6 protein-coding genes, 3 tRNA genes and 1 pseudogene are annotated in these 15,354 nt (G+C 31.7%); 7 read left to right on the top strand and 3 right to left on the bottom strand.

The features are described 5' to 3' along the window. Window positions 1–1,036 precede the first annotated feature (1,036 nt). The 5 genes from pgsA (at window position 1,037) to rplY (ending at window position 4,154) form a co-directional block, all read left to right on the top strand. The gene (gene pgsA, locus ERCIKOCA2762_RS02270) at window positions 1,037–1,594 is read left to right on the top strand and encodes a CDP-diacylglycerol--glycerol-3-phosphate 3-phosphatidyltransferase (protein WP_157988790.1); all 558 of its coding nucleotides are present in this window, start codon (window positions 1,037–1,039) and stop codon (window positions 1,592–1,594) included. A 319-nt stretch (window positions 1,595–1,913) separates the two neighbouring features. After that, window positions 1,914–1,987 (top strand) — tRNA-Cys (locus ERCIKOCA2762_RS02265). Between the two features lie 9 nt (window positions 1,988–1,996). Beyond that, window positions 1,997–2,082 (top strand) — tRNA-Leu (locus ERCIKOCA2762_RS02260). A 1,045-nt stretch (window positions 2,083–3,127) separates the two neighbouring features. Continuing rightward, a tRNA-Phe gene (locus tag ERCIKOCA2762_RS02255) sits at window positions 3,128–3,203 on the top strand. Between the two features lie 663 nt (window positions 3,204–3,866). Continuing rightward, window positions 3,867–4,154, top strand: coding sequence for a 50S ribosomal protein L25 (rplY, locus tag ERCIKOCA2762_RS02250; protein ID WP_157988574.1), 288 nt, complete (start codon window positions 3,867–3,869; stop codon window positions 4,152–4,154). 477 nt (window positions 4,155–4,631) lie between these two features. Here the strand turns inward: rplY and nfuA are convergent, their stop codons facing one another. Next, complete coding sequence (gene nfuA, locus ERCIKOCA2762_RS02245) at window positions 4,632–5,207, bottom strand: Fe-S biogenesis protein NfuA (RefSeq protein ID WP_157988789.1); 576 nt, start codon at window positions 5,205–5,207, stop codon at window positions 4,632–4,634. A gap of 984 nt (window positions 5,208–6,191) precedes the next feature. Next, window positions 6,192–7,589, bottom strand: a pseudogene (gene sthA, locus ERCIKOCA2762_RS02240) (Si-specific NAD(P)(+) transhydrogenase); the annotation flags it as partial. Window positions 7,590–11,222: 3,633 nt separating this feature from the next. Here sthA and lpxP point away from each other — a divergent pair. Together lpxP and acpS are read left to right on the top strand one after the other, a co-directional pair. Then, window positions 11,223–12,143 (top strand): kdo(2)-lipid IV(A) palmitoleoyltransferase, encoded by a 921-nt coding sequence (gene lpxP, locus ERCIKOCA2762_RS02235; RefSeq protein ID WP_157988572.1) that lies wholly within the window; start codon window positions 11,223–11,225, stop codon window positions 12,141–12,143. A 901-nt stretch (window positions 12,144–13,044) separates the two neighbouring features. After that, window positions 13,045–13,425 carry a holo-ACP synthase gene (acpS, locus tag ERCIKOCA2762_RS02230; RefSeq protein WP_157988788.1) on the top strand — a complete coding sequence of 127 codons (381 nt, stop codon included), beginning with the start codon at window positions 13,045–13,047 and terminating at the stop codon, window positions 13,423–13,425. Window positions 13,426–14,050: 625 nt separating this feature from the next. Here the strand turns inward: acpS and ERCIKOCA2762_RS02225 are convergent. Next, window positions 14,051–14,971, bottom strand: coding sequence for a DMT family transporter (locus tag ERCIKOCA2762_RS02225; RefSeq protein ID WP_157988571.1), 921 nt, complete (start codon window positions 14,969–14,971; stop codon window positions 14,051–14,053). Between the last annotated feature and the right edge of the window lie 383 nt (window positions 14,972–15,354).

The following is a 15,354-nucleotide window of genomic DNA, read 5'->3' as shown; positions in this document are numbered from 1 at the left end:
AAATAATTTATCAAAATAATGAAATATATTTTACGTACATCAGGTATAACGTTAAAATCGTGATTTGTACATGTTAGAAAGGAAAAATTATGTGGTTAAATGATGATTCCCCCGCTGTGCATCACAGAATAAAGATTTCTTATTTTTTTTAACGTTTTCAAATAAGTATGTATATGTTGTGAAATTTTCATAAAATTAACAATAGATATACCTGTTTTTTGAGATCTATAGAGCGCTATTTTGCTTTTTTAGAAAAAATACAATATTTTTATATTAAGTGGAAGTATTTCATTAAATTCTACTTAGACTATCAGTCTATCATATTGAGTTGTTATCTAAGAAATATGACTTTTGGAGCAAAGTGAGTGTTATCTATGAGTTGAGTATAACGCGGATTCTTAGCTTGATCACGCGTTGATATATCTAGATTAATTATAGTAACCTTACTAGGTTAAGCGGGGAGTCTATTTGCTTCTAATAAAAGTGAATCCAGTGCATAATTTGATCTAAACATGTGGTATAAAACACATAGAATCTTTAAAATGCGATGTTTGTATTTTATCTGATCTACAAGACGTATACTAAGGTACGCATAATATAGTATATACTAGCATAGCAAAAAGGTCTGTGTCTGTAAGTTTTTAAAAATATCGATTGATCCAAAGATTTGCAGTGTATCATGTTCATATAATAAGCATATGTTCTACTAACACTGTGATTCATTTTTCTGATCAGTATAGAGATAGAATTTGAGCCAGATTTAAATGTTATATAGTATAATAATGCGATATGCTATTATGCTGCGCATAAGACATATGCAATTGATGATGAGCAGCGATAATTTTTACTGTTAGTAAAGATATTATAATCTCACTGTTTTAGTGACAACTCATTTGTTGTTGACATAATTTGTCATTTGTCCGTGCGTGCACCTTTCATATCGGCTCTAAAATAACGCGCACTGTATATAATACACGCTCTTTCCGAGACGTTAGTCTCGAAAATAATTGACTGAATTGAGCCGATTAGCATAATGATATCACTCAATATCCCAACCTTGATAACCTTATTTCGCATAGCCTTAATTCCATTTTTTGTATTAGTTTTTTATTTGCCATTTCAATGGGCACCTTTGGTATGTGCATTAATTTTTATTTCTGCAGCCGTTACTGATTGGTTCGATGGTTTTCTTGCGCGTCGTTGGAAGCAAACCACACAATTTGGAGCTTTTTTAGATCCCGTAGCTGATAAGGTGATGGTCGTTATAGCACTTGTATTAATAGATGAATACTTCCATTCGTGGTGGATTACTTTACCAGTATCGACTATGATTGCTCGTGAAATTATTATTTCTTCTCTTCGTGAGTGGATGGCAGAAATAGGTAAACGCAGTAGCGTGGCGGTTTCATGGGTCGGTAAAATTAAAACTGCTATGCAGATGTTAGCATTATTTGCTTTACTGTGGCGCCCAGATCATCTAGTGGAAGGTGCAGGAATAACAGCATTATATATTTCAGTGGTGCTCACATTTTGGTCTATGCTACAATATTTACATACGTCACGTAGTGACTGGTGGAAACGTGAATCAAAATAATTGAAAACTAATACGTTTATGCATAAGGAGAATTTTATTGACTCTGAGCGTCAGATCAGTACAACGCTAATGCGTTCACTCTATATTTTCGCAGAGTAGATGTCAAAAAGTTGAATGAGATTAAAAAATTTTTTGATGAATAATATATCATATACGAATAATATTGTTATATCTACAATAGATTCTGGTATACTGTTTTTAATCAGGTAGTATGCCTGATGTATGATCAGAGCTAAGGATAAGGTGTACTAATAGGTACAGACAGATAGCGGGGCGAGAGGGGTCATTAATTACTACGCAGATACTATTCCAGCATATGGGCGCGTTGGCAGAGTGGTCATGCTACGGACTGCAAATCCGTCTACCTCGGTTCGACTCCGAGACGTGCCTCCAGTAGAGTTAGCCCGGGTGGTGAAATTGGTAGACACAAGGGACTTAAAATCCCTCGGCTTATAGCTGTGCGGGTTCAAATCCCGCTCCGGGCACCACTTCTAGTCACATCTACATAATTACATAATCATCAATAATCAAAGCATGTCTGAAAAGTATATTTTGTTTTTACAAGGGTATGAATCTTTCTTGAGATAAGATAAGATCGTCATCTTTTAGTTGGTGACTATACATTATGAATAATTTCATGAAGTGATATTTTGGTTTTATAAGTATAGTGAGATGAATAGAAAAAGATGCAGACAATTATTTTGTATTTTTATATTTTGTGTGCATAAAATTACATTTGGTTTAGTTTTGCCAGATCTTCAGAAAAAAATATTTTTTGAAATGATGATAGTTTATCATATTAGAATGAAAGATAATAAAGGTTATAGAGAGAAGTTCTTCTAATTTTACTGTACCAAAGGTATGGCGATATACGCTAAATTCTTCACAGGGTTTTAAGATATCACAAACGTTCATATTAAATATGTTAAAGATGACATAAATTCCAATAACTTAACTCTTGTCGTGCTTGATGTAGCAATAAATGTGCTATCATAATAAATATATATTCTATATCTTACATTTCCTTGAGAGCGATTATATAAATAATAACTGTGATAACTTTATGCTGTAGTGATAAATTAGGTATTTTGATCATTGCAGAAAAAAGAAATTGATCATCATAGATTCTAATACTGTACACAGCACATAATATGTGCAGCACAGAATATTTTTAGAATCAATTTGTCTAAAGAAGCTGGGGGGTTATGGGAGCTATTTTTTTGGCTTTGATATTTTATGCACATTAAATTTATTGAAATGTTTAGCATGTCGGAAGGGTACATTTCATAGTTGTATAGAGGTAGTGTACATATGATGATAAAAATCACTGTGTGAGAAGCCATAAAAATTTCTATCAACAGACACAAGAAGTAATTCATATTGTATGTCTTCTATCACACAGGCTTTTTGTTAGTGTTTAACGTAAAATAAATATTTGAGTTATGTAATGAAACTGTGATTCTATGTTTTTAGAATGGTAACTGATGATAAAAGCATTGACAGACGGAATGGTTTACGGTTTAATTAATTTGAGCCCGGATAGCTCAGTTGGTAGAGCAGTGGACTGAAAATCCCCGTGTCCTTGGTTCGATTCCAAGTTCGGGCACCATGATGAGAATTATTGAAAATACAGCAACTTATTCTATACTTTATTAAAATAGAATCTTTTTTCAAAGAAGATATTATATTCTGCAGTTCATGCATTGCACATAAAATAATGAGAATGAAACAGAATGCATCAAAAAATTGATGGTATATGCAGATCACTATATGCCATTAATTTTATATCTATAATTTGCAAGATCCATTATATATTGTATAGTACATAACTTTTATTTTTTAAAGAATTTTTTGAGATTTTGTGTTTTAAAACAGGTTGTCTGAAATGAAAGATTTCACTTAGTTGAATAAGTGTTGGTTAAGTGATAATAAATTACTAGTTTGCACCATTGTGGTTTTTAGGAGAATCCTGGGATAGGAAGCTTGTTAAGCTCTACATTATGATGGAGATAGGTGCATTCAATTAAATGCATATACAACAAATATACATACAAATATGTTTGTATCTTTTGACTCAAGGTAACAACTGACTTTATCAGTGATGTAAAAATATTTGTTACATCACGATATGCGCCATGCAAATTCTTTATTGAGCGTATAAGAATGATTTATATAAATTTTCATTGTTTTCTGCGTTATTATATAAATAAAACTTATATATACTATATCATTAATAAATTTTTTAACAGACCTCAACGTAAAGAGATCTAACATGTTTAATATTTATGCTGAACACCGTCAGAAGAATGGTACAGGATCCAGTCGTCGCTTGCGTAGAGCAGATCAATTACCTGCAATTATATATGGTGGACAAGAATCTCCAATTAGTATTACTCTAGATCAGAATCCTATCATGCATTTGCAGTATAAAAGTGATTTTTATACCACAACTTTAAGTATTATGATAGACGGTATAGACATTAAAGTAAAAGTACAAGCAGTTCAGCGCCATCCATTTAAACCCAAACTCCACCATATAGATTTTATACGAATTGCATAGGTAATATACTAGTCAATCTTTTATGGCTGCACGTAATAAAAACTATGTGATTGCAATAAAGTCTCGATGATCGTTTGATATATTTTCTATGATATATTAAGATACAGGTGATGCACACTAGTTTTATAGTTTGTATTTATACTTCTTGTTTGACACAAAACATATAGATAGCCTCAAAAAAGTTACATACTTTTTTTATTTATCATTAGAGTTATTATGTATAATACGATGATTTCTTTCATATTATGCGTAATACTAAATGAATAATAATAACGTTATTAGTTTTAAATAAAGAAGTATTTTTAATACTTTTATCATACCAGTAACAATAAATTATTGACAATATGACGAATTTTAGATTTCATAGTTTTGCCACCAGATATAAATAATAAAAAAGAGCATCTGTATTGTTTTATTTTAGTATCCTTTCTTATGCGCTTCTATATTATTGGAGTGAAGATCATCATAGAGGCGTAGTTAATAGAATGAGTGGTTACCGTGACGATGTTCAGTGACATCTTTAACTCCTTTTAGTTCTGGAAACTTAGCTAATAACTCCGTCTCTATACTATCTTTTATAGTGACACTTATCATGGCACAACCATTGCATCCTCCGCTAAACTGCAGAATAACATATCCTGTAGTAGTGATATCAATAACAGAGACTTGGCCGCCATGTTGAGATAATTTTGGGTTAATTTCTGCTTGAAGAAGGGCGTTTACTCGTTCAATAAGCGGAGAATTATCATTAATTTGGCGTGCTTTAGCATAAGGTGCTTTTAGTGTAAGTTGAGTATGCATCTGATTTATGATATAGTCAATTTCAGCATTTTTGAGATACGGAGCACTAACTTCATCAATAAATACTGACATCTGATTAAATTTTACCTCTGTATCAGTAGTGTCTACTTCGTAAGGCGCGCAATAGGCCACACCACATTCTGCGTTGTATGTGCCAGGATTAAGGACAAATACGCGAATCTGAGTACCATGTTCTTGTTGAGATAGAAGCTCTGCAAAGTGTTCTTGAGCCGCTTGAGTAATAGCGATCATTTCAAATCTCCATCGTGGATTACAGTCATTAACTCTCATGTATGCATCATTATAGTTATAATTGTCAATTATGAACAGGATATCATTGTATGAAGTGTAAAAAAACTTAACACAATTGATTATTCTTGATTCTTTGTGTAATTAAAATATGCATGATATTTATAGTAATTTATGAACGATCCATAAGTATTCATGTGTCTCTTATAGCAAAAGAATATACAAAAATTTAGATATAGACAATTAGAGAGGCATTACGTGCACCACGATAGTGGAATGAGGCAAGCATAGGTGTATATGTATTATCGTATAGTTTCTGGTTTTTTCACAAGATCCTATCGACCACCGCAAGCTAAGCTGGTAATCTTAAGAGGCGATTCATGTCATAATTGAACGTATATAGAGCATAAATTTATACTTTTGCAAGAAAAATGAAGCGTCATATTATAAGGTATTTGGTACTTATTCAAAACAATTATTTTTATTTACGTGCTTTCCAGTCTAGTTGGGAGAAATTCACAGGATAGATGTCGTGAGAAATGGACTCAATAGTATTAAAGAGATAGATCATTTATAGAGATTTATGTTGTTATCTTGGAGGAATAAGCTTGTCGATAGCAAGGGGATGCATATACTTAATGATCGCTATGATGTATAATTGTAGATGATTACAAGTGGATAATATATTAAGATTTTTTAAAATATGTAATAAGATCAGTAAACATTATTATATGATAGTATGTGTATATAAAGTGCATATCTTTTTAAAAGAATGATAGGCATATAGTATAGAAGAGATTTTTACAGTTTCCACGTAATTACTATACGCAACCTTTAGGAGGCAGCGTTTTTGTGCACTAATTTGAGATGGCTCACCTCACCTCAAAATAAAACTACAGATGATAAAGATTAGTTAATAATATAATAGAGATAGTTGCTGAGCATTGAAAGTAAATAAACAGTGGATGTAAGAATCATCGAGAAATTAAAAAGTCTATTAATACCGTTTAGAGCTGCTACTCGATATGCTTCGGCCATTGTCGGGTAGTTAAAGGTAGTATTTACAAAGTATTCAAGTGTATTTCCGCCATTTTTTTGTTCCATGATGGCTTGTCCAATATGAATAATTTCAGCTGCTTGTTCACCAAAACAATGAATACCTAGAATTTCTTTAGTTTCTCGATGAAAAAGGATTTTTAAACTACCTACATTCATACCGACGATTTGTGCACGAGCAAGGTTTTTAAACTGTGCTCTTCCTACTTCATATGGTATTTGCATCTCTGTCAATGCCTGCTCAGTGTTGCCAACAGAGCTTATTTCTGGTATGGTATATATACCAGTTGGGATGTCTTTTATCAAATGTGTTTTTACCTTACCCTGAGTGATTGCTTGTGAAGCCAGACGACCTTGATCATAAGCTGATGAAGCTAAACTTGGATAACCAATAACATCTCCTACCGCGTAGACATTTTCTTGTTCCGTTTGATATAAGTGATTGACTTTTAAAAGACCTCGCATATCTGCCTGAAGGCCAATATTTTCAAGCAACAATGAATTAGTATTACCGGAACGACCATTGGCATAGAGTAAGCATTCTGCTTTTAATTTTTTGCCTGATTTAAGGTGTATAATCACACCATCACCTAGCCCTTCAATTTTTGTAAATTCTTCATTCGGACGAATAACCACCCCATTATTCCAGAAATGATAGGAAAGTGAATCTGACATTTCTCGATCTAAAAAAGAAAGCAAGCGATTGCGTGTGTTAATTAAATCAACCTTTGCAGATAACCCTCTAAAAATTGATGCATATTCACATCCAATGACTCCAGCACCATAAATAATGACGTGTCCAGGTTGATGATGCAAAGTTAGAATAGAGTCGCTATCGTAGATACGAGGGTGTGTAAAATCAATATTAGGTGGGTGATAAGGGCGCGAACCACACGCTAAAACAAATGTATTAGCTGTTAGTCTTTTAGTTTTACCATCACTCATAAGCAATTCAATAGTATGAGGATCAATAAAATAAGCATTACCTTGAAAAACATCGCAATGATTACGCTCATAGAAATTCTGACGCATATGAGCTTGTTGATTAATGACATTTGTAGTATTATTGAGAATATTGCTAAAAGAGAAATCTATTAATCGCATATGATTGTTGTAGAGAGGATTTTGATTAAACTCAATCATTCTACTTACAGCATGGCGTAGTGCTTTTGAGGGTATGGTACCCCAGTGTGTGCAACCACCACCGATATTATGATATCGCTCAACGACAGCAATATGAAATCCTTGTTTTACTAATCCCATCGCAGCACCTTCTCCACCGGGACCAGAGCCAATCACAATAGCGTGGTAATCATAAGGTTTTTTCATTCTTATGTGTCCTATACTGTGTATGATTATGTTATGTATGTTTAATATTTTAACATATTACAAAGAACTTCCTAGCTCTAAGCTCTAACTGCATATTATATTATGGTATATTCATGCATCAACTACATACATAGAAAGAATATTTATTCTCAGAAGAAATATATTGAATAATATTATTCCTGAGTGCATCTATTTCTACATAAAATAAAAAGATCTAGAAATAAAAATGATGCTAAGTAAAGTAAACGTACATCTGTAATCGTATATGCTTAAGGAGGTAATGTGTAGTTTATATATCGTAAACCATAAAATTGTCAGTGGGATTTGATCATTGTCTGTTATCTACAAGATTAAAAGATAGGCTTGTGAATACCATAAGCACTCATTGCATAGTTAAACACATACAATATAAGACTAGAAGTAGTTATTAGGATATGTAATAGTGACCTCCTTAACTTTAGGATGTATAAGTACAGGTGGTTATTAGTATTGTACTATGCCACATTATTGTGTATGTTTGATATTTTTTATTGTGTATGTACGTGTTTATGCAGTTTTTGCGATGTTAGACATATGAACGTTTGATGACAAATTTCAAACTATATCGCTATTCGCGTAAAGAGGCGTTATTAAATTATACAACACTAGACTGAATAGCAATGATATACTATGCTAAATAAGAATAGATAGTAATTTTTACTATGCATTCTTGAATCCTATTCCATCAATTTATAAGGAATATAGTCATTGACTAATGATATAAAATGAATACTTTTTTAAATATATGGGTAGAAAAGGATCTATCTCTGTACTAGATAAAACGGCAGGCTACATAGCGATCATTTTGTAAGCTGATCATCTCAGTGATATAAATATTATTTTCTGCGGGGTTGGTTCGGAGGAATCTTGTATATTCAATATGGTTATCACGATTCGTTTTAGTCTAACACTCATAATATTTTCTAGGCGAACATTGTCTGGATTGTAATTATACGTCACACCAATGGTGGAATAATATAATATAATATAATACATTTAATACTGTTGTTTATTATGTGCAAATCAATATATGGTTAAGTTTTTTGTGTTTTTATCGTGCTGATTGTATTGAATTTTTCTTGTATTGATTTAACAAACAAGGTAAGGAAAGATTCCATCTTATGTATCATACCTCATTTATATATATCGTTACAAGTTATGATGCGAATGGAGCGCAAAAACAAAGATGATAAATGCTTTGTTACTAGATGTAGGGTCATATCACTACATGTAGCTACGATAAAATACTGTATAATGATTAATTTAATCATTATACAGTATTTTATATGTCAAAATTGAAATAGATTCGAATGATTTTGAAAGGGAGATCATTTAATATATAGTAATTCAGTCTTCTAATTTTTCAATTTTTTGTAATTCAGTAAAAATACATGTAAATATTTTATATATGTTAACAAAGATATTATTTCTTGGTATTATAAATCTCAACTTTTTATCAGTATTGGCATGGATGTTAATGGAATAAATATATATCTTAATAAGATGACATAAAATATTATAGAATAATATATGTGTAATGTAGAGCCATAAATAATGAAGACTAGACTAGTTTTTTCTTAAAATAAGATATCTCATTTCTTAGAGATAATCTTAATAGAATTATGTAATGGATAGATTATGTGTATATACGTATAATTTTAAGTCGTCTGATTATATTTATGAATGTTATTCATACCACAATATATGATATTGTATCATTATACAAATTTAAGGATAGATCAGAATGTGTTGGGTATGAAAATATACACGATAAATGTAATAGCAAGATATCATTATTTTCAGATATAATATTTAAATTTATGTTTTGTCATTTTTATATTCTTGGTTTGATACGTATGTTAATATAATCAAATATTTTATTTTTAGAATGATAATAGTTTCCAGAATTTAAGTAAATTATAGAGAGAATAAAAGGTATATATTCGCCATTGTAGTTTACAGTATAAATACTCTGTTCTATTTTAGAATCATTTATTGACTATAACATTATACATTATGTATTATTATTTCGAATAAGCATTTTAAATGATTTTATCAAAAATCTAACTCTAGATCAGAGATCAGTGATTACAAGGTATGCACCTATACATAACATAATTTTATTCGCAAACACGCATATTTTTTATTTATGACCAGAATTATAGCTTGCGCAGATTGTGGATACAAGAATAGATCTTGTATACAAATGTATAGAATTGAATGTAATGAGATTATAGATAAGAGCATTGCATGCCTGTGTCATAATGTAATAAGTAGCATAATATAAATATATATGATTTGCACTTATTAAGTTTAGTTCATACTATGCAAGTAAGTCTAGAACATAATACGATGTAGACTCTGATAAAAGAAAAAGCAATTTCATCATTTTTATTATTTATAATTTTTGAGTGAGCATATGAAAATATTTTCATTTTTGCTTATCCGATAAATACCAAAGAGCACAGACAAGTGTTATGCACCGCATAGTCTTATGATCATAATATCTAGTATGGTTTCTTATCGCTGTATAATATATAGAAATGCATAATTAGATAAAGTGTATATAAGAGAGATCACAACTATGCTAATGATTTATGTACATGCATTGTATAGTACATAATAAGCGAAATGGCATATCATATTTTTAATAACATAATTGTTACATTAAATATATTTATTTATAAAAAATTTATCTTGCTACACTGTTCAGTGTAGAATTCGAGGTATTTAAATTAGTATGATTATAAGAAGATTATTAATATGTTACAGAGATGGAATTAGCATTAAATAATTTATTTATATCAGACAATTCAGTGTAGATACTGATCTTTTATAATACCAGCTTATATATTATTTTTGCCGATATGAGCGCTATATTGTAGAGGTTTTTATTTGCAATAGAAGGTTCATTCTATAATCTAGTACGGGAAATTGGTATGTATTGCTATTTTTCTTTTACGATTCCAGTAATTTATATGATCGCTTATATATGAAGAATATTGATCTAGATTTAAGGTATAAGTTAAATCAAATAATCCCAGTGAGATGGTAGCATGGTATTAAGGATTTCAAGTTATAGATCAAGTAATATTAGGATGTAATGTGGAGTATACGAGAAGTAGAAAGAGGAATTCTATATAAGTTATCTATCTTAGTTTTTTTCTAACAGTAGAGATAACATACTATTGATGTTTTATTTTAATTGCTAGACAGTTAGCGTACTCTACTATCACAAATATTTTAGTAATCAGAAAGTAAGAAATTATGGTATATGTGTGATCACACAGAAGTGATGTGTGTTTCTATTGTCAACATGATATAGAATATGTGTCATGCAGATACCATCCGTGTGTACAATTAATACACAGTGGTGATTTACGTTTTTGTAATTGATGACGATCATATTTCATTTTTTAAGGGGTGCTATGTTATCAGAAGTCTTCTGATGACTATATATTAACATATAATTGTCTCGTGCTGTTTTGTAAGGGAAGTAGGCATAGTAAGTTTGCTTTTCTTATTTACTGAGGAGTCTTTTCTGACAGCTTAGGAAGTATTATAGGTTATTAATTAACGTATCAATGAGTGCATATGAAAAGAGAGTCGAATTTCCATAGAGAGTTGATGCTTCCTCGTTATTGGATTACGTGGCTTGGTATTGCTTTCTTATTTTTTTTAGTTTGTCTTCCATACCCACTCCTATATAGGTTGGGAATTTTTATAGGGCGTATCTCTATGCGTTTTATGAAGCGCCGTGTGTTTATTGTACGTCGTAACTTAGAGCTTTGTTTTCCAGATATGAATAAAACTGCTTTAGAACGGTGTGTGAATAGTAACTTTGAATCTTTAGGTATTGGCTTACTGGAAACTGGTATGGCTTGGTTTTGGTCTGATCGTCGAGTAAAAAACTTGTTTAGTGTTAAAGGCCTTGAGAATCTGAAAATGGCTCATGCTAGTGGAAAGGGTATTCTAATGATTGGTTTACATTTTATGTCTCTTGAACTAGGTGGGCGTGCAATGGGGTTGTGTCATCCTCTTATAGCCATATATCGTCCTCATAATAATAAATTAATAGAGTGGGCTCAAACTAAGGGAAGGTTGCGCTCTAATAAAGCAATGATGAATCGACGCAACTTGCGAGGCGTTATCCGTGCGTTGAAATCCGGTGAAGTGGTTTGGTTTGCGCCAGACCAAGATTATGGCCCAAAGGGTAGTGTTTTTGCTCCATGGTTTGCTGTTCCAAATGTAGCTACAACTAGTGGTACTTGGGTTTTAGCACGCTTAGCTAAGCCAGCATTAATGACTGTTGTCTTTTTACGTAAAGAAGATTGCAGTGGTTATGAATTAGTAATTGAAAAAGAGATTCACGATTATCCATTAGACAATGAAATACAAGCCGCTAGATATATCAATCATGTCATTGAGTCTGAAATTATGCGAGCTCCAAATCAATATATGTGGCTGCATCGTCGATTTAAGACCCGTCCAGAGGGAATGAGTTCATTATACTGAGTAGTTATTCTATAACAATAGTGTAAGTGTAGTGGTATTATTTACGCATGGCAAGATAGTACTAGATAGAGTAGTAGGTTTAATAAATCACTTGTACTATAATGCATTGTAAATGGGATTTAAAACAGTATTTCGCTAGATTAAGAAATAGTGGAAGATTATACCAATAAGTTAAAGTAGGCAATAAATATTACACTTGAATTTTATAGGATGTGTACTCATAGGAATATGATTAGATAGTGTATATGTGTGTATGTGTGCTACGTTTTTATAGGGAGTGAGCGAATCAAAGTATCGAAAAGAACTTGTGATTATTATAGAAATATGCTAATTTTTTTATAAGATATATCACGTCCATCATGTTGAAGTTAAATGCAATCAAAATTATATCGTTAGGATAAGGAGTATCTTAAGTTTGAATGATATATTTTGAACATCATACACCGTGATATCTACAATAATAATTTATGAAATTAGAAAATTTTATAGTCTCTGTTATATAAGATTTTGTTGAGTATCAATGTGAATGAGTGCCAAAAAAATCATAGCATATTTTTAGAAATTACTAGAAGCGTGATATTCGTACATTGTGGCATACTTTGATATAAGTAGTGCATACCATCGAAGTCAATATAGTGTGTAGTAATGGCTATTAGAAATGCTTCTTGATTGTAGACAATATGTATTCTAGAAGATGGTGTGATGTAGCTGTAGTTTGCATTACACCTTATTTCATATCAACAAATTAATAATATTAGTGCGGCCTGTATTCATTAATAAACATAAACAACTGATTACTGTCGATATACAGATAGATAATAGCGAATGAATGTACTATACAAATGTTTCCGGTGCACTACGAAAGAGCAGATATGCAGAAAAAATTACGTGTAGATTTTTAATGCCGATTCTTGGTGTCGGTGTGGATATTATTGAGATAGCACGTATTACAGCAATAATTGCTCGGGTTGGTGATCGATTAGCGAAACGCGTCCTAAGTCATACTGAGTTTAGTCAGTATCAAATACATTTCAGACCAGATCTATTCCTTGCAAAAAGTTTTGCCGTAAAAGAAGCGACAGTGAAGGCATTTGGTCTTGGTATGCGAGATGGTCTTGCATTCCATCAGATTGAAATCTATCATGATGCATTAGGAAAGCCTTATGTACGTCTTTTACAGCACGCAAAAGTTATAGAACAGAATTTTCTTATAAAGAACATACATGTTACATTGTCTGATGAAAGAAAATATGCTGTTGCTATGGTGGTTATGGAGACTTAAGTGTGCTGAAAAACCATGAACTGCTAACTTATCACATATCAGAATCTTCTTGTTTTATTTGCAATTACTTTATTTATTATCGTAATTTTCTTTGATTATGTAATACTACACTGTAGTGCGTTTTAAATGTTTTATATCTATCTTGTGGTATATGTACCACACTAACAATCGATATCGCCTTCGTAAGGGCATGTAATTATAGAATGTATTTTTAATGTTGCACATACATGATCATATGATGCATAGATAGTGTAATACGATTCTAACAATAAATAAAAATAAAAGAAAACCAAAGAGGTCCTTTGTGGAGACCTATTTTATTTTCTTATCTGCGTATGTGATGCATGTTACTATAAAATCATATTTTCTTTTTATTTTACTGATGAAAGCCTTATGATTTCTGCATAGATATCTGCAGAGCATTAAAAACAGCGGGATGCTGAAACATTTACTATGATGTGATAATTGCGATTGACATCTTCAATTTTTAAATCTTAGGTATTTAAAACTATGAAGATATTGTGCACACAAAAACCATAAGTCTAGCATTTTATGAAAATCTGTGTTTGAACAGTACGTATATCTAACTGTGATGAAAACCTGATTATCATTGATGAGCAGTATCTCAGAGATGTTGATGTTTATTTTGCATTCTTTTGTTAGTCATCTTGTGTATGAATTTACACTCACTAATCAAAATTCCTATTATGATTAGCGTACCACCTAATAAAGCACGTGGTGATAAATATTCTCCAGCAATATGCCCACATATCCCAGCCCACACTGGTTCGCCTGCATAAATAATCGTAGCACGTGTGGGCGACACGCTACACTGAGCCCAGTTCATCGTAATTTGAATCAGTGCGCTGGCAATACCTAAGCCGATTGTACTATATAGTAGAGAAGGCGTAAGCGACGGTACTGGTTCTCCGTTAAGCAGCATACAAAGAAAGCTAGATAATGAAGCGACACCAAGCTGGACAACTGTAATTCGTTGCACGTTGACTTGAGTGGCATAGGTACTAATTAGTATAATCTCAGCTGAGATGGCTAATGTACTTAATAAAGTAGCTATTTCACTGTGAGTAAACATTAGAGGTCCATGATTAGAACTCGATAGAAGTAGTAATCCACTAAAAGAAAAAATTACTCCTGTCCAGGACAATAAATTTGGTTTTAATCCAAGAAATATCCATTGTAATAATGGTATTAAGGGTAAATAAAGCGCTGTGATAAAAGCGGATTTACTTCCAGTAATAGTTTGCATTCCGTAAGCTTGTAAACTATATCCACATCCTATAGCTAATCCTACTAATGCACCAGCTTGCACTTCCTTGAAAGTTATCATATTGAGGATTCGCCATGACATTAACATAACAATTAGTGTAGCTACAGCAAAGCGCACTCCAATAAACCAAAATGGTCCGCTAATTGTCATTATATGATTGACGATCAAAAAACTCCCGCCCCAAATCATAGTAATAAAAACTAATACTGCTTCAGGCGTTTTAAGAGTAAATTTACAACTTGAGCAAAAAGATGACATGATCATCCTATATTATTGAAGTGATTATGTTAGAGGTTATAAAATAATATATAAAAACGCTGGTTGTTTATTTTTAGTGTAGTTTTTTGATATCTAAAATATATTTTATAGTCCCCTTTTATACGGATACTGACACCATCTTGTATGGACTACTAGTATTTTAAAAGGGTGCTTTTTAGTAACGTAAAAGATTATAAAATAAGATATCAATACGATTAGTAGTTATTACCATACCTTGTTCTTCATTTACAAAATGACAAAAATAATCACAATACATATTGTGAGTGTATAGTGCTTTTATGTTGTCTCTTACTAGTTTAGTAGGAGGTGGTGCTCTTTCTTTTTGTTTTTTCTAACTGCATACCACAATAGTAGTTATCAAA

The organism is Candidatus Erwinia haradaeae, from assembly GCF_900698935.1.
Classification (GTDB): Bacteria; Pseudomonadota; Gammaproteobacteria; order Enterobacterales; family Enterobacteriaceae; genus Erwinia_E; species Erwinia_E haradaeae_D.
Note: the sequence above shows the minus strand (reverse complement) of the source record. Positions and strands in the feature narration are given on the sequence as shown.